Consider the following 15,577-nt stretch of genomic DNA (forward strand, 5'->3'; position numbering starts at 1 on the left):
TCCTTCCCTCGACTGACGGAGCGAGTCTGTCATGACTTTCCAGCACATCCTGTTTTCCATCGAGGACGGCGTTGCCCTCCTTTCATTGAACCGCCCTGAGCAACTGAACAGTTTCAATACGGCCATGCACCGGGAAGTGCGAGAAGCGCTCAAGCAAGTGCGCCAAAGCAGCGACGCGCGCGTGCTGCTGCTGACGGCTGAAGGCCGCGGCTTCTGCGCCGGCCAGGACCTGTCCGACCGCAACGTCGCCCCCGGCGCCGAGATGCCAGACCTGGGCGAATCGATCGACACGTTCTACAACCCGCTGGTGCGCACCCTGCGCGACCTGCCGCTGCCGGTAATCTGTGCGGTCAATGGCGTGGCCGCCGGTGCCGGCGCCAATATTCCGCTGGCCTGCGACCTGGTGCTGGCCGCGCGCTCGGCCAGCTTCATCCAGGCCTTCTGCAAGATCGGCCTGGTGCCAGACTCTGGCGGTACCTGGCTGCTGCCGCGCCTGATCGGCATGGCGCGGGCCAAGGCCTTGGCCATGCTGGGCGAGCGCCTGGCCGCTGAGCAGGCCCAGCAATGGGGGCTGATCCACCGTGTGGTAGACGATGCGGCGCTGCGTGACGAAGCACTTACCCTCGCCCGCCAGCTCGCCACCCAGCCAACCTACGGCCTGGCGCTGATCAAGCGCAGCCTCAATGCAAGTTTCGACAACGGTTTTGATGAGCAACTGGAACTGGAGCGCGACCTGCAGCGCCTGGCCGGGCGCAGCGAGGATTACCGCGAAGGCGTCAGCGCCTTCATGAATAAGCGCACGCCAGCCTTCAAAGGGCGCTGAACATGGGCGCACTTGCAAACACTGTACAGGTGGCGGTGATCGGTGCCGGCGCCATGGGGGCCGGCATTGCTCAGGTCGCAGCCCAGGCCGGCCACCCGGTAAAACTCTATGACAACCGCCCGGGCGCAGCCGCCCAAGCGGTGGCAGGCATTGAGCGGCAACTGGCTCGGCTGGTGGAAAAAGGCAAGTTGCCGGCCACTGAGCGCGAAGCCATCAGCGCCCGGCTGTGCCCGGTCGATAGCCTGGAGGCGTTGGCTGATGCCGGCATGGTAATCGAAGCCATCGTCGAGAACCTGCAGGTCAAACAGGCTTTGTTCAGTCAGCTTGAAACCCTGTGCGCCAGCGACTGCATCCTTGCCAGCAACACCTCGTCGCTGTCCATCACCAGCATGGCTGCCGGCCTGCAGCGCCCCGGGCAAGTGGTTGGCATGCACTTTTTCAACCCGGCGCCGCTGATGGCACTGGTCGAGGTGGTGTCGGGCCTGGCAACCGACCCGGCGATAGCCGCCTGCATTTACGCTACCGCCCAGGCGTGGGGCAAGCAGCCGGTGCACACGCGCTCTACCCCGGGCTTTATCGTCAACCGTGTGGCGAGGCCGTTCTATGCCGAAAGCCTGCGGCTGTTGCAAGAAAGCGCAGCAGATTGTGCCAGCCTCGACGCATTGCTGCGTGACGCAGGTGGCTTTCGCATGGGCGCATTCGAACTCACTGACCTGATCGGCCACGACGTCAACTATGCCGTCACCTGCTCGGTATTCGATGCCTTCTATGGCGATTTCCGCTTCCAGCCTTCGCTGGTGCAGAAAGAACTGGTAGACGCTGGCCGCCTTGGCCGTAAGACCGGCCAGGGTTTCTATAACTACGGCGAAGGTGCTGAACGCCCGCGGCCAGCAGAGCTGCACAGCGCCGCCCGTGTAGAAGCCTGCGTGATCGAGGGCGCCCTCGGGGTCATGCAGCCGCTGGTCGAGCGCTTGCGCCAAAGCGGCATTGCCGTGACCCAGCGTGCAGGCACCGGCCTGATCCAGGTCGGCGATGCCACCCTGGCCTTGTCCGATGGTCGCCTGGCCAGCCAGCGCGCCCGCGAAGACGGCCTGCGTAACCTGGTGCTGCTCGACCTGGCGCTTGACTACGGCAGCGCCAGCCGGCTGGCCATCAGTTGGTCAGCCGATACCAGCGCCAGTGCTCGCGACCACGCCGTAGCCCTGCTGCAGCGCGCCGGCCTAAAAGTGACCGGCGTTGCCGACCTGCCCGGCCTGGTGGTACTGCGCACCGTGGCCATGCTCGCCAACGAGGCCGCCGATGCCGTGCTGCAGGGCGTTGGCAGTGCCGCCGACATCGACCTGGCCATGCGTGCCGGGGTCAATTACCCCTGCGGCCCGCTGGCATGGGCCGCGAACATCGGCATAACCCAAACCCTGCGCGTACTCGACAACCTGCAGCGCAGCTACGGCGAAAGCCGCTACCGCCCTTCCCTGTTGTTACGTCGCTGCGAAGCCAAAGGAGGCACCCTGCATGACTGAAGTGGAACTGGCACAAGCCTGTGCCGACGCCATGTACGCCCGCGACCAGGCCACCCAGGGCCTGGGCATCAGCCTGCTGGATGCCGGCCCGGGTCGGGCGACCCTGCGCATGCCGGTGCGTGCCGACATGATCCAGGGCCACGGCACCTGCCACGGCGGCTTCCTGTTTGCCCTGGCCGACTCGGCGTTCGCTTTCGCCTGCAACAGCTATGACCAGGCCACCGTGGCGCTGGGCTGCAGCATCGACTATCTGGCCCCGGCGTTGCACGACGATGTGCTCACCGCCCATGCCAGCGAGGTCAGCCGCAAAGGCCGTACCGGCCTGTACGACGTGCGCATCGACAACCAGCGCGGTGAGCTGGTGGCGATGTTCCATGGCAAATCCTACAAAGTGCGCGGCACCGTGCTGGCGCAGGAGACACAAAATGACTGAACCCACCCGTGCCGATGCCTTGATCATCGATGCCGTGCGCACCCCGATTGGCCGCTATGCCGGGGCCTTGAGCGGTGTGCGTGCCGATGACCTGGCCGCCGTGCCGCTGAAGGCGCTGCTGCAGCGCCACCCCGAACTGGACTGGAAAGCGGTCGATGATGTGATTTTTGGCTGCGCCAACCAGGCGGGCGAAGACAACCGCAACGTGGCGCACATGGCCAGTTTGCTGGCCGGGCTGCCGCTGGAAGTGCCGGGCACCACCCTCAACCGCCTGTGCGGCTCCGGCCTGGACGCCATCGGCAATGCCGCCCGCGCCCTGCGTTGTGGTGAAGCCGGGCTAATGCTGGCGGGCGGTGTCGAGTCAATGTCGCGTGCGCCATTTGTGATGGGCAAGTCCGATCAGGCCTTCGGCCGCGCCGCCGAGCTGTTCGACACCACCATTGGCTGGCGTTTCGTCAACCCGCTGATGAAAGCGGCTTACGGCATTGATTCGATGCCGGAAACGGCTGAAAACGTGGCTGAGCAGTTCGGCATTTCCCGCGCCGACCAGGATGCTTTCGCCTTGCGCAGCCAGCACAAGGCCGCAGCAGCACAGGCCCGCGGCCGCCTGGCGCGGGAAATCGTGCCGGTCGAGATCCCGCAGCGCAAAGGCCCGGCCAAAGTGGTCGAGCATGATGAACACCCCCGCGGCGACACGACGCTGGAGCAACTGGCCAGGCTGGGTACGCCCTTTCGCGAAGGCGGCAGCGTTACCGCCGGCAATGCTTCGGGTGTCAACGATGGCGCCTGCGCCCTGTTGCTGGCCAGCAGCGCCGCTGCCCGGCGCCATGGCCTGAAGGCTCGCGGCCGAATCGTCGGCATGGCGGTGGCCGGCGTGGAACCACGGCTGATGGGTATCGGACCGGTACCGGCAACCCGCAAGGTGCTGGAGCTGACCGGTTTGTCGCTGGCCGACCTGGATGTCATCGAGCTCAACGAGGCGTTCGCCGCGCAAGGCCTCGCCGTGCTGCGCGAGCTGGGCCTCGCTGACGATGACGCACGGGTCAACCGCAACGGCGGCGCGATTGCCCTGGGCCACCCGCTGGGCATGAGCGGAGCGCGGCTGGTGACCACGGCGCTGCATGAGCTGGAAGAGATGGGCGGCCGCTATGCCCTGTGCACCATGTGCATCGGCGTTGGCCAGGGTATTGCCATGGTCATCGAGCGCCTCTGAGCGGTTTCGACCCACCGCCTGTTACCGAACTGAAAGCAGCCGTATATGCTGCCTCCATGACACTCACCGCGCGGCCTGCAAGCGGGTTTGCGCGGCGTACAAGAACAATTCGAGTGAAGCCATGAACATGTACCATGATGCCGATCGTGCCCTGCTGGACCCGATGGAAACCGCCAGCGTCGACGCCTTGCGCCAGCACCAGCTGGACCGCCTGCGCTGGAGCCTGAAGCACGCCTACGACAACGTGCCGCTGTATCGCCAGCGCTTTGCCGAGTGCGGCGCGCACCCCGATGACCTCAAGTGCCTTGAAGACCTGGCCAAGTTCCCCTTCACCGGCAAGAACGACCTGCGCGACAACTACCCCTACGGCATGTTTGCCGTGCCCCAGGAAGAGGTTGTCCGCCTGCATGCCTCCAGCGGCACCACGGGCAAGCCGACGGTCGTCGGTTATACCCAGAACGATATCGACACCTGGGCCAATGTGGTCGCCCGCTCGATCCGTGCTGCCGGTGGGCGCAAAGGCGACAAGGTGCACGTTTCCTACGGCTATGGCCTGTTCACCGGCGGGCTTGGCGCGCACTACGGCGCCGAACGCCTGGGCTGCACGGTAATCCCCATGTCCGGCGGCCAGACCGAGAAACAGGTACAGCTGATTCGCGACTTCCAGCCCGACATCATCATGGTCACGCCGTCGTACATGCTCAACCTGGCTGATGAGTTCGAGCGCCAGGGCATCGACCCGCACAACCTCAAGTTGCGCCTTGGCATCTTTGGTGCCGAGCCCTGGACCGACGAGCTGCGCCGCTCGATCGAACAGCGCCTGGGTATCGATGCCCTCGACATCTATGGCCTGTCGGAAATCATGGGCCCCGGGGTGGCGATGGAATGCATCGAAACCAAGGACGGCCCGACCATCTGGGAAGACCACTTCTACCCCGAGATCATCGACCCGGTCACCGGCGCGGTGCTGCCAGACGGCCAGCTGGGCGAGCTGGTGTTCACCTCGCTGAGCAAAGAGGCATTGCCGATGGTGCGCTACCGCACCCGCGACTTGACCCGCCTGCTGCCCGGTACCGCGCGCCCCATGCGCCGGATCGGCAAGATTACCGGGCGCAGCGACGACATGCTGATTATTCGCGGGGTCAACGTGTTCCCGACGCAGATCGAGGAACAGGTGCTAAAAATAAAACAGCTTTCAGAAATGTATGAGATTCATTTGTATCGTAATGGCAACCTGGACAGTGTTGAAGTGCATGTGGAACTGCGTGCGGAGTGCCAGCACCTGGATGAAGGCCAGCGCAAGTGGGTGATTGGCGAGCTGAGCAAGCAGATCAAGACCTACATCGGCATCAGCAGCCACGTGCACCTGCAGCCGTGCGGCACGCTCAAGCGCTCCGAGGGCAAGGCTTGCCACGTGTATGACAAACGGTTGGCTAGCTGATCTCATTCGGCTGCCTACTCGGCCCCGGATTGTCCGGGGCTTTTTTTTGCCTGTGTGAATGCTGGGGGCGCTTTGCGCCCCTTTCGCGACGCAAGGCCGCTCCTACAAGGTACGCGATCTCCTGTAGGAGCGGCCTTGTGTCGCGATCGGGCTGCGCAGCAGCCCCCTAGGCCGGCAATGCGATACACAAATCTTATTAGATACACATAAAACTGTTTGACGTTATGTTTTGTATCGCTTACAAATGACTCATGCCTCAGCAGGAGTCTGCCCCCATGTACGCACAGCTAGTGGAAACCGGAGTCAAGCGCGTCAAGTCGCTGGAAGAAATGTCCCCCGAGGAACGCCACTTCCAGGAAAAAATCGACGCCGAAATCAAGATCGAAGCCAAGAACTGGATGCCCGAGGCCTACCGCCAGACCCTCATCCGGCAGATCTCCCAGCACGCCCACTCGGAAATCGTCGGCATGCTGCCCGAAGGCAACTGGGTCACCCGTGCCCCCAGCCTCAAGCGCAAGCTGCAGCTGATGGCCAAGATCCAGGACGAAGCCGGCCACGGCCTGTACCTGTACAGCGCCATGGAAACCCTCGGCGCCGACCGCGACGAAGAAGTCGCCAAGCTACACAGCGGCAAGGCCAAGTATTCGAGCATCTTCAACTACCCCACCCTCAGCTGGGCCGACATGGGCGCCGTGGGCTGGCTGGTGGATGGCGCCGCCATCGTCAACCAGGTGGTGCTGCAGCGTACCTCCTACGGCCCTTACTCCCGCGCCATGATCCGCATCTGCAAGGAAGAGAGCTTCCACCAGCGCCAAGGCTACGAAATGCTCCTGACCATGATGCGCCACGGCACCCAGGCGCAGCAGGACATGGTCCAGGACGCCATCAACCGCCTGTGGTGGCCGGCGCTGATGATGTTCGGCCCCAGCGACGAGCATTCGCCCAACAGCGCCCAGTCGATGGCCTGGAAGATCAAGCGCCAGACCAACGACGAACTGCGCCAGCGCTTCATCGACCAGACCGTGCCACAGCTGGAACTGCTGGGCTGCACCGCCCCCGACCCTGAACTGAAGTGGAACGACGAGCGTGGCCACTACGACTTCGGCGACATCCAGTGGGACGAGTTCTACGAAGTGATCAAGGGCAATGGCCCTTGCAACCTGGAACGTGTCGCCACCCGGCGCAATGCCATCGAGCGTGGCGCCTGGGTACGCGAGGCCGCCGTGGCCTACGCGCGCAAGCAACAGAACAAGAACGCCGCCTGAGCGGCGATTGATGCGGAGATCGAAAATGTCTGTCTGGACCCTCTACGAAGTGTTCGTGCGCAGCAAGCACGGCCTTAACCACAAGCATGTCGGCAGCGTGCACGCCGCCGATGCCGCCATGGCCATCGAAAACGCCCGCGAGCTGTACACCCGCCGCAGCGAAGGCGTGAGCCTGTGGGTGGTGCCTTCGGCGCTGATCACCGCCTCTTCCCCTGACGAGAAAGACCCGCTCTTCGCGCCCTCGGACGACAAGGTCTACCGCCATGCCAGCTTCTACGAGCTGCCCGATGACGTCGGACACATGTGAGGTCGACCATGCATAACGAAGCCCTTATCCCGTACCTGCTGCTGCTTGGCGACAGTGCCCTGGTCCAAGGCCAGCGCCTCTGCGAATGGTGTGGCCGCGCCCCGGCCATCGAAGAAGAACTGGCCCTGATGAACGTCGGCCTCGACCTGGTCGGCCAGGCGCGCAACTGGCTGGAATACGCGGCCGAGCTGCTCGATGACGGCCGTGACGCCGATGCCCTGGCGTTCCGCCGGGACGAGCGCGCCTACCGCAACCTGCTGCTGGTCGAGCAACCCAACGGGGATTTTGCCGTGACCATGACCAAGCAGTTCCTCTACGACGCCTGGCACTTCGCCCTACTGCAGCGCTTGGTCGAGTCCGCTGACGAACGTATTGCCGGTATTGCCGCCAAGGCCCTGAAGGAAGTCACCTACCACCTGCGCCGCTCCAGCGAATGGGTGCAGCGCCTGGGCGGCGGTACCGAAGAAAGCCGCCAGCGCATGCTCGCGGCTATCCCGGCGCTGTGGCGCTTCACCGTCGAACTGAGCGCCGCTAGCGACAACGAAGTACGCCTGGCCGAAGCCGGTATCGCCGCCGACCCGGTTGCGGTAGGCGTGGCCTGGCTCAGGCAGGTGGCCGAGACATTCGCCACGGTTGAACTACCCCTGCCGAAAGCCGCCAGCCATTTCTACCTGGATGGCCGCAAAGGCCTGCACACCGAGCACCTGGGCCTGTTGCTGGCCGAGATGCAGTTCCTGCCAAGGGCCTACCCCGATGCAACCTGGTGAGCTGATTGCCGGCGACCGCGGCGCGCGGGCGCAACAGGGCGACGACCTGGCGCGGGCCTGGGCGGTGCTGGGCCAGGTCATGGACCCGGAAGTGCCGGTGGTCAGCGTGGTCGACTTAGGCATCGTGCGCGACCTCGACTGGCGTGCCGGGCACCTGCACCTGGTGGTCACCCCGACCTATTCCGGTTGCCCGGCCACTGAAGTGATCGAGGGTGACATTCGCCAGGCGCTGGAACAGGCCGGCTTCACCGCCCCGGACCTTGAGCGCCGGCTGACCCCAGCCTGGAGCACCGACTGGATCAGCGAACTGGGCCGCGAGCGCCTGCGCGCCTACGGCATCGCCCCGCCACAGGGCAGCGCCAGCAAGCGCAGCCTGCTCGGTGACGCGCCCCGGGTGTGCTGCCCGCAGTGTGGCAGCGCCCATACCGAATTGCTCAGCCAGTTCGGCTCCACGGCCTGCAAGGCGCTGTACCGCTGCCGCGAGTGCCTGGAGCCGTTCGACTATTTCAAATGCATTTGAGCCGTGGAGAACACCATGAGCCAGTTTCACAGCCTGACCATCAAGCAAGTGCGTAATGAGACCCGTGATGCGGTGTCGATTGCCTTTGACGTACCCGATCACCTGCAGGACCAGTTCCGCTTTACCCAGGGCCAGTACCTGGTCATGCGTACCCAGCTGGACAACGAAGAAGTCCGCCGTTCCTACTCGATCTGCAGCGCTGTGCAGGACAGCGAGCTGCGCGTAGCCGTCAAGCGTGTGCCGGGCGGGCGTTTCTCGGCGTTTGCCAATGAAGTGCTCAAGGCCGGCCAGCAACTGGAAGTGATGCCGCCTTCGGGCAGCTTCCATGTGCCGCTGGACCCGGCACGCCAGGGCAACTACCTGGGCGTAGCCGCCGGCAGCGGCATCACGCCGATCCTGTCGATCATCGCCACCACCCTGGCCAGCGAGCCGAACAGCCGCTTTACCCTGCTCTACGGCAACCGTTCCAGTTCCGGTGCGCTGTTCCGCAACAAGCTCGAAGACCTGAAGAACCGTTACCTCGACCGCCTGAACCTGATTTTCGTGTTCAGCCGTGAGCAGCAGGACGTCGACCTGTACAACGGCCGCATCGACGCCGACAAGTGTGGCCAGCTGTTCTCGCGCTGGCTGGATGTGCCCGGCCTGGACGCCGCGTTCATCTGCGGCCCGCAGGCAATGACCGAGACCGTGCGCGACAGCCTGCAGGCCAATGGCCTGGGCAAGGAGCGCATCCATTTCGAGCTGTTCGCCGCTGCCGGCAACGAAGCCCGCCGTGAAGCCCGCGAGGCCGCGCGGCAGGTGGACGCGGCACTCAGCCACATCACCGTGATCAGCGACGGCCGCGCCCTCACCTTCGACCTGCCACGCAACACCCAGAACGTGCTGGACGCCGGCAATGCCATCGGCGCCGAGCTGCCCTATTCGTGCAAGGCCGGTGTGTGCTCGACCTGCAAGTGCCGGGTAATCGAGGGTGAAGTGGAAATGGACAGCAACCATGCCCTGGAAGACTACGAAGTGGCGGCCGGGTATGTGCTGTCGTGCCAGACCTACCCGGTGAGCGACAAAGTGGTCCTCGACTTCGACCAGCTCTGAAGAAAATGCACGGGCTGCTAACGCGGTCGCTGTAGGAGCGGCCTTGCGTCGCGAAAGGGCCGTAACGCGGCCCCAGGATCTCGGCCCTGATCACAGATTGCCGGGGCTGCTGCGCAGCCCTTTCGCGACGCAAGGCCGCTCCTACAAAGACCGCACAGGCAACACCGGCAAGCAACACCCCGCGTGACCTCACAAAAAAACAATTACAACACTCAGAGATCGCAACCCATGACACCCGAACGCATAGAAAGTATCGCCAACCATCCCGACTTCCAGCACCTGGTGCGGCGCAAGCGCCGCCTCAACGGTAGCCTGACCCTGGCCATGCTGGTGATCTATTACGGCTTCGTCCTGCTGGTGGCATTCTCGCCCAGCACCCTCGGCCAGTCCCTCAGCGGCGGCGTGACCACCGTCGGCATGCTGGTGGGCGTGCTGATGGTGCTGCTGTCCTTCGCCCTCACCGGCATCTACGTGCACCGTGCCAACAACGTGCTCGACCCGCTCAACGACAAGGTCAAGCAGGAGTGCGCACAATGAACTGGACCGCCATCTCGATGTTCATGGTGTTCGTCTGCTTTACCCTGCTGGTCACCCGCTGGGCCGCCTTGCGCACCCGCTCGGCCAGGGACTTCTATACCGCTGGCGGCGGCCTGACCGGCATGCAGAACGGCCTGGCGATCGCTGGCGACATGATCAGCGCCGCATCATTCCTGGGTATTTCGGCCATGATGTTCATGAACGGCTACGACGGCCTGCTATACGCCTTGGGCGTACTTGCCGGCTGGCCGATCATCCTGTTCCTGATCGCCGAACGGCTGCGCAACCTGGGCAAATACACCTTTGCCGACGTGGTCAGCTACCGCCTGGCGCAAACCCCGGTGCGTCTGACCTCCGCGTTCGGCACCTTGGTGGTTGCCTTGATGTACCTGGTGGCGCAAATGGTCGGCGCCGGCAAGCTGATCGAGCTGCTGTTCGGCATCAGCTACCTGTATGCGGTGATGCTGGTTGGCGTGTTGATGGTCGCCTACGTCACCTTTGGCGGCATGCTCGCCACCACTTGGGTGCAGATCATCAAGGCGGTGATGCTGCTGTCGGGCACCAGCTTCATGGCCTTCATGGTGCTCAAGTACTTCGGCTTCAGCACCGAGGCGATGTTTGCCAGCGCCGTTGCCGTGCATGCCAAGGGCCAGGCGATCATGGCGCCCGGCGGTTTGCTGTCCAACCCGATCGATGCCATATCCCTGGGCCTGGGCATGATGTTCGGTACCGCCGGCCTGCCGCATATCCTGATGCGCTTCTTTACCGTCAGCGACGCCAAGGAAGCCCGCAAGAGCGTGTTCTACGCCACTGGCTTCATTGGTTACTTCTACCTGCTGCTGATCATCGTCGGCTTTGGCGCCATCGTCATGGTCGGCACCGAGCCGTCGTACCGCGATGCCACTGGCGCGATCATCGGCGGCGGCAACATGGTCGCGGTACACCTGGCTCAGGCCGTGGGTGGCAACCTGTTCCTGGGCTTCATCTCCGCCGTGGCCTTCGCCACCATTTTGGCCGTGGTCGCCGGCCTGGCGCTGTCCGGCGCATCGGCGGTCTCCCACGACCTGTATGCCTGCGTCATGCGCAAAGGCAAAGCGACCGAGCAAGAGGAAATGCGCGTGTCGCGTATCGCCACGCTGGTCATTGGCCTGCTGGCGGTCATCCTTGGCCTGATGTTCGAGTCGCAGAACATCGCCTTCCTCTCCGGCCTGGTGCTGGCGGTGGCGGCGTCGGTCAACTTCCCGGTGCTGCTGCTCTCGATGTTCTGGAAAGGCCTGACCACCCGTGGCGCGGTGTGCGGCAGCATGGCCGGGCTGGTCTCGGCGGTGGTGCTGGTGGTGTTGGGCCCGGCGGTATGGGTCAACGTGCTGCACAACGAATCGCCACTGTTCCCCTACAGCAACCCGGCACTGTTCTCCATGAGCCTGGCCTTCCTCGGCGCCTGGGCGTTCTCGGTCACCGACAGTTCCGAGCGTGCCACTGAAGAGCGCGGCCGCTATCTGGCCCAGTTCATCCGCTCCATGACCGGTATCGGCGCTGCCGGCGCCAGCAAGCACTGACTTCAAGGACGAACCACCATGTCGGGTAAAACAACAACAATGAACCGCACACACTTCATGTCAGCCGCCTGGCTGGCCACCCTCGCCCTGCCGATGTCGGCCATGGCCGATTTTATCGGCGACAGCCACGCGCGGGTGGAGCTGCGTAACCACTACATCAACCGCGACTTCCGCCAGAGCAACGCGCCCCAGGCCAAGGCCGAGGAATGGGGCCAGGGCTTTACCGCCAAGCTGGAGTCGGGTTTCACCGACGGCGCAGTCGGCTTTGGCGTCGACGCCATGGGCCAACTGGGCATCAAGCTCGATTCCAGCCGCGACCGGCGCAACACCGGCTTGCTGCCGTTCGGCCCGAACAGCCATGAACCGGTCGACGACTACAGCGAGCTGGGTCTGACCGGCAAGGTGCGGGTGTCCAAGAGCACCCTGCGCCTGGGCACCTTGCAGCCGATCCTGCCAGTGGTGGTGTACAACGACACGCGTCTGCTGGCCTCGACTTTCCAGGGTGGCTTGCTGACCAGCCAGGACCTTGAAGGCCTGACCTTCAACGCCGGCCGCCTGACCCAGGCCAACCTGCGCGATTCCTCGGGGCGCGACGACATCGGCTATGGCGCGGCGACCAGCGACCACCTGGACTTTGGCGGCGGCAGCTACGCCATTACCCCGCAAACCAGCGTCAGCTACTACTACGCCAAGCTGGAAGACATCTACCGCCAGCAATTCGTGGGCCTGGTCGACACCCGCCCGCTGGCCGAGGGCATAAGCCTGCGCAGCGACCTGCGCTATTTCGACAGCCGTAACGACGGTGCCGAACGCGCCGGCAACATCGACAACCGCAACTTCAACGCCATGTTCACCCTCGGCGTGCGGGCGCACAAGTTCACCGCGACCTGGCAGCAGATGTCCGGCGACAGCGCGTTCCCGTTCGTCAACGGTGGCGACCCGTTCACCGTCAACCTGGTCACCTACAACACCTTCACCCGCGCCGGGTTGGACTCGTGGCAAGTGCGCTACGACTACGACTTCGTCGCCATGGGCATCCCCGGCCTGAGCTTCATGACCCGCTATACCGATGGCCGCCACGCCGAAACCGCCACGGTCAGCAATGGCCGCGAGCGCGAACGTGACACCGACATCACCTACGTCGTCCAGAGCGGCCCGTTCAAAGACGTCAGCCTGCGCTGGCGCAACGTCACCTTCCGTTCCGGCAATGGCCTGACCAATGCCGTGGACGAAAACCGCCTGATCATCGGCTACACCCTGGCGCTGTGGTAACCGCACGCCCCTACATTTTCAACAGCATGGAGAACAGCATGTCTGCCGCCCCTACCCTGCAGAGTTTCATCGCCGGCCGCTGGCTTGGCCAGCACGGCGCCCAGGCCATGCGCAGCGCCCTCGACGGCCATGTGCTTGCCTATAGCCATGAAGAGCGCCCGGACTTCGCCGAAGCCGTGGACTTTGCCCGTGCCCGTGGCCTGGCCAGCCTGATGGCCATGGACTTTCAGCAACGCGCGCAACGCCTCAAGGCCTTGGCCTTGTACCTGGCCGAACGCAAGGAGCAGCTCTACGCCCTGTCGCACCACAGCGGCGCCACCCGTGGCGACAGCTGGATCGACATCGAAGGCGGCAATGCCACGCTGTTCGCCTATGCCGGCATCGGCAGCCGCGAACTGCCGTCGGGCAACCTGGTGCACGAAGGCCCGGCGATCCCGCTGGGCAAGCAAGGCCATTTTGCCGGCAGCCATGTCCTGGTGCCGCGCGCAGGCGTGGCCGTGCACATCAACGCCTTCAACTTCCCGATCTGGGGCATGCTGGAAAAGTTCGCCCCGACCTTCCTGGCCGGTATGCCGTGCATCGTCAAGCCGGCGACTTCGACCAGCTACCTGACCGAAGCCGTGGTGCGCCTGATGAATGCCTCCGGCCTGCTGCCCGAAGGCAGCCTGCAACTGGTGATCGGCAGCACCGGCGACCTGCTCGACCGCCTGCAAGGCCAGGACGTGGTGACCTTCACCGGCTCTGCCGACACCGCCGCCAAACTGCGGGTCACGCCGAACCTGATCCGCAACTCGGTGCCGTTCACTGCCGAGGCCGACTCGCTGAACTGCGCCATCCTTGGCCCGGACATAAGCCCGGACAGCGAAGAGTTCGACCTGTACATCAAGGAGGTGGTGCGTGAAATGACCACCAAGGCCGGGCAGAAATGCACCGCCATCCGCCGCGCCATCGTGCCGGCCAAGCACATCGACGCGGTGGCCACGCGCCTACGCGAGCGGTTGAGAAAGGTGGTGGTCGGTGATCCGTCGCTGGAAGGCGTGCGCATGGGCGCCCTGGCCTCCCATGACCAGCAGCACGACGTGGCCGAGCGGGTGCGCAGCCTGCTCAACAGTTGCGACCAGCTGTTCGGTGCCAGCGATGGCTTTGCCCCGCGTGGCGAAGGCGTGGCCGAGGGTGCCTTCTTTGCTCCGACCCTGCTGCAGGCCCGCGACCCGCATGCCGACGGCGGCGCCCATGATATCGAAGCGTTTGGCCCGGTCAGCACACTGATGGCCTATGACGACCTTGACGAGGCCCTGGCCCTGGCCGCCCGTGGCAAGGGCAGCCTGGTGGCGACCCTGGTGACTGCCGACCGCAGCATCGCCGCCAAGGCCATCCCGGTGGCTGCTGCCTGGCATGGCCGCCTGTTGGTGCTCGACAGCGAGGCTGCCAAGGAGTCCACGGGCCACGGCTCGCCACTGCCGCAGCTCAAACACGGCGGCCCGGGCCGCGCTGGCGGCGGTGAGGAACTGGGCGGCCTGCGCGCAGTCAAGCACTACCTGCAGCGCGCCGCCGTGCAAGGCTCGCCAAGCATGCTCACGGCGGTGACCGGCGAATACGTGCGCGGTGGCGAAGTGATCGAAACTGAAGTGCACCCGTTCCGTCGCTACTTCGAGCAGCTGCGTATCGGCGAGTCGCTGCTCACCCACCGCCGCACGGTCACTGAAGCCGACCTGGTCAACTTCGGCTGCCTGTCGGGCGACCATTTCTACATGCACTTCGACGAGATTGCCGCTAAAGCGTCGCAGTTCGGCAAGCGCATTGCCCACGGCTACTTCGTCTTGTCGGCGGCGGCCGGGCTGTTTGTCTCACCAGGTGCCGGGCCGGTACTGGCCAACTATGGCCTAGATACCCTGCGCTTCATCAACCCGGTGGGCATTGGTGACACCATCCAGGCGCGGCTGACCTGCAAGCGCAAGATCGACCAGGGCAAGACCAGCCCGCTGGGCCAGCCGCAGGGTGTGGTGGCGTGGGATGTGGAGGTGACCAACCAGCTGGGCGAGCTGGTGGCCAGTTATGACATCCTGACCCTGGTGCTGAAACAGCCCGACTAAGGGGCTGACAGGCATACGCAGAACCTGTGGGAGCGGGTTTACCCGCGAAAAGGCCGGACCTACCTGCCGGCCAATTCCGACCGGCCGTTCACCATAGTCGCGGCCACCGCATTCGCGGCTAAAGCCGCTCCTACACAGGAATCACAGGTTCCGTAGGAGCGGGTTTACCCGCGAAAGGGCCGGACCTGTCGGCCAATTCCGACCGGCCGTTCACCATTGTCGCGGCCACCGCATTCGCGGGTAAACCCGCTCCTACAAGGACCGCACATCCCATGTAGGAGCGGGCTTACCCGCGAAGAGGCCCGCACAGGCCAAATAAAGGCCAAGGGCCACCTCGTACATCTGCCCTAATCGCCCCACCACCCCCTTGGCGTTATAGTCCAGTGAGAACAACGCCAAGGAAGTCCCCATCATGCACCCCTTCAAGCTCGTCCTCAGTGCCGCCCTGCTGGTCGGCGTCGCCGGCTGCCAGACCATCAACCCTTCCGACGATACCCTCAAGCAGCGCACCGAATTCGTCCTCAACACCAAGGTCTCGAAAGTCGCCGACGTGCGCAGTGACAGCACCCTCACCTACTACACCGCCACCACCGCCAAAGGCCAGTACGAGTGCCAGATGCCCAGCGGTGCCATCGTCGCGGTTGGCGGTATGGGCCTGTACCAACCCACGCCTTCGTGTATGAAAGAAGGCCAGGCCATCATCCTGCAATAACCCCCCGCACAGGCTCTGCGCCC

Annotated in this window: 14 protein-coding genes and 1 pseudogene; all 15 read left to right on the plus strand. The window is 64.5% G+C overall.

Annotated features, from left to right (window positions below; all coding sequences use genetic code 11):
* Positions 1 to 31 precede the first annotated feature (31 nt).
* The 15 genes and pseudogenes from paaG (at position 32) to ACIP02_RS18040 (ending at position 15,554) form a co-directional block, all read left to right on the plus strand.
* Complete coding sequence (gene paaG, locus ACIP02_RS17970) at positions 32 to 823, plus strand: 2-(1,2-epoxy-1,2-dihydrophenyl)acetyl-CoA isomerase PaaG (RefSeq protein ID WP_400618622.1); 792 nt, start codon at positions 32 to 34, stop codon at positions 821 to 823.
* A 2-nt stretch (positions 824 to 825) separates the two neighbouring features.
* Positions 826 to 2,343, plus strand: coding sequence for a 3-hydroxyacyl-CoA dehydrogenase PaaH (gene paaH, locus ACIP02_RS17975; RefSeq protein WP_400618625.1), 1,518 nt, complete (start codon positions 826 to 828; stop codon positions 2,341 to 2,343).
* The gene (gene paaI, locus ACIP02_RS17980) at positions 2,336 to 2,776 is read left to right on the plus strand and encodes a hydroxyphenylacetyl-CoA thioesterase PaaI (protein WP_400618628.1); all 441 of its coding nucleotides are present in this window, start codon (positions 2,336 to 2,338) and stop codon (positions 2,774 to 2,776) included. The genes paaH and paaI overlap by 8 nt, the downstream gene beginning before the upstream one ends.
* Positions 2,769 to 3,989 (plus strand): 3-oxoadipyl-CoA thiolase, encoded by a 1,221-nt coding sequence (pcaF, locus tag ACIP02_RS17985; protein WP_400618631.1) that lies wholly within the window; start codon positions 2,769 to 2,771, stop codon positions 3,987 to 3,989. Before paaI ends, pcaF begins: the two co-directional genes overlap by 8 nt.
* Positions 3,990 to 4,110: 121 nt before the next feature.
* A complete protein-coding gene (paaK, locus tag ACIP02_RS17990; RefSeq protein ID WP_400618634.1) occupies positions 4,111 to 5,430 on the plus strand; it encodes a phenylacetate--CoA ligase PaaK in 1,320 nt (439 codons plus the stop codon).
* A 275-nt stretch (positions 5,431 to 5,705) separates the two neighbouring features.
* Positions 5,706 to 6,695 (plus strand): 1,2-phenylacetyl-CoA epoxidase subunit PaaA, encoded by a 990-nt coding sequence (paaA, locus tag ACIP02_RS17995; RefSeq protein ID WP_400618637.1) that lies wholly within the window; start codon positions 5,706 to 5,708, stop codon positions 6,693 to 6,695.
* Between the two features lie 25 nt (positions 6,696 to 6,720).
* Positions 6,721 to 7,002, plus strand: a complete 282-nt coding sequence (gene paaB / locus ACIP02_RS18000; protein ID WP_400618640.1) for a 1,2-phenylacetyl-CoA epoxidase subunit PaaB — start codon at positions 6,721 to 6,723, stop codon at positions 7,000 to 7,002.
* A gap of 8 nt (positions 7,003 to 7,010) precedes the next feature.
* Positions 7,011 to 7,769, plus strand: a complete 759-nt coding sequence (paaC, locus tag ACIP02_RS18005; RefSeq protein ID WP_400618643.1) for a 1,2-phenylacetyl-CoA epoxidase subunit PaaC — start codon at positions 7,011 to 7,013, stop codon at positions 7,767 to 7,769.
* Entirely contained in the window at positions 7,756 to 8,289 is a 534-nt protein-coding gene (gene paaD / locus ACIP02_RS18010) for a 1,2-phenylacetyl-CoA epoxidase subunit PaaD (protein WP_400618646.1), read from the plus strand. The genes paaC and paaD overlap by 14 nt, the downstream gene beginning before the upstream one ends.
* Before the next feature lie 15 nt (positions 8,290 to 8,304).
* Positions 8,305 to 9,381 carry a 1,2-phenylacetyl-CoA epoxidase subunit PaaE gene (gene paaE, locus ACIP02_RS18015; protein WP_400618649.1) on the plus strand — a complete coding sequence of 359 codons (1,077 nt, stop codon included), beginning with the start codon at positions 8,305 to 8,307 and terminating at the stop codon, positions 9,379 to 9,381.
* 228 nt (positions 9,382 to 9,609) lie between these two features.
* The gene (locus tag ACIP02_RS18020; protein ID WP_012272262.1) at positions 9,610 to 9,918 is read left to right on the plus strand and encodes a DUF485 domain-containing protein; all 309 of its coding nucleotides are present in this window, start codon (positions 9,610 to 9,612) and stop codon (positions 9,916 to 9,918) included.
* Positions 9,909 to 11,477 (plus strand): annotated as a pseudogene (locus ACIP02_RS18025) (cation acetate symporter); the annotation flags it as partial. The gene ACIP02_RS18020 and the pseudogene ACIP02_RS18025, both read left to right, overlap by 10 nt.
* Positions 11,478 to 11,516: 39 nt before the next feature.
* Complete coding sequence (locus ACIP02_RS18030) at positions 11,517 to 12,749, plus strand: OprD family porin (RefSeq protein ID WP_400618652.1); 1,233 nt, start codon at positions 11,517 to 11,519, stop codon at positions 12,747 to 12,749.
* 38 nt (positions 12,750 to 12,787) lie between these two features.
* Positions 12,788 to 14,842 (plus strand): phenylacetic acid degradation bifunctional protein PaaZ, encoded by a 2,055-nt coding sequence (gene paaZ, locus ACIP02_RS18035; RefSeq protein WP_400618655.1) that lies wholly within the window; start codon positions 12,788 to 12,790, stop codon positions 14,840 to 14,842.
* Positions 14,843 to 15,254: 412 nt separating this feature from the next.
* The gene (locus ACIP02_RS18040) at positions 15,255 to 15,554 is read left to right on the plus strand and encodes a hypothetical protein (protein ID WP_400618657.1); all 300 of its coding nucleotides are present in this window, start codon (positions 15,255 to 15,257) and stop codon (positions 15,552 to 15,554) included.
* Positions 15,555 to 15,577 lie beyond the last annotated feature (23 nt).

It is taken from the genome of Pseudomonas sp. NPDC089408, assembly GCF_044749445.1.
Taxonomy (GTDB): Bacteria; Pseudomonadota; Gammaproteobacteria; order Pseudomonadales; family Pseudomonadaceae; genus Aquipseudomonas.

Bases quoted from the DNA above. Each gene is read 5' to 3' on its own strand.
- paaH (WP_400618625.1), top strand. From the start codon at position 826: ATGGGCGCACTTGCAAACACTGTACAGGTGGCGGTGATCGGTGCCGGC.
- paaI (WP_400618628.1), top strand. From the start codon at position 2,336: ATGACTGAAGTGGAACTGGCACAAGCCTGTGCCGACGCCATGTACGCC.
- ACIP02_RS18040 (WP_400618657.1), top strand. From the start codon at position 15,255: ATGCACCCCTTCAAGCTCGTCCTCAGTGCCGCCCTGCTGGTCGGCGTC.
- paaK (WP_400618634.1), top strand. From the start codon at position 4,111: ATGAACATGTACCATGATGCCGATCGTGCCCTGCTGGACCCGATGGAA.
- paaE (WP_400618649.1), top strand. From the start codon at position 8,305: ATGAGCCAGTTTCACAGCCTGACCATCAAGCAAGTGCGTAATGAGACC.
- paaA (WP_400618637.1), top strand. From the start codon at position 5,706: ATGTACGCACAGCTAGTGGAAACCGGAGTCAAGCGCGTCAAGTCGCTG.
- ACIP02_RS18030 (WP_400618652.1), top strand. From the start codon at position 11,517: ATGAACCGCACACACTTCATGTCAGCCGCCTGGCTGGCCACCCTCGCC.
- paaC (WP_400618643.1), top strand. From the start codon at position 7,011: ATGCATAACGAAGCCCTTATCCCGTACCTGCTGCTGCTTGGCGACAGT.
- pcaF (WP_400618631.1), top strand. From the start codon at position 2,769: ATGACTGAACCCACCCGTGCCGATGCCTTGATCATCGATGCCGTGCGC.
- ACIP02_RS18020 (WP_012272262.1), top strand. From the start codon at position 9,610: ATGACACCCGAACGCATAGAAAGTATCGCCAACCATCCCGACTTCCAG.
- paaZ (WP_400618655.1), top strand. From the start codon at position 12,788: ATGTCTGCCGCCCCTACCCTGCAGAGTTTCATCGCCGGCCGCTGGCTT.
- paaB (WP_400618640.1), top strand. From the start codon at position 6,721: ATGTCTGTCTGGACCCTCTACGAAGTGTTCGTGCGCAGCAAGCACGGC.
- paaD (WP_400618646.1), top strand. From the start codon at position 7,756: ATGCAACCTGGTGAGCTGATTGCCGGCGACCGCGGCGCGCGGGCGCAA.
- paaG (WP_400618622.1), top strand. From the start codon at position 32: ATGACTTTCCAGCACATCCTGTTTTCCATCGAGGACGGCGTTGCCCTC.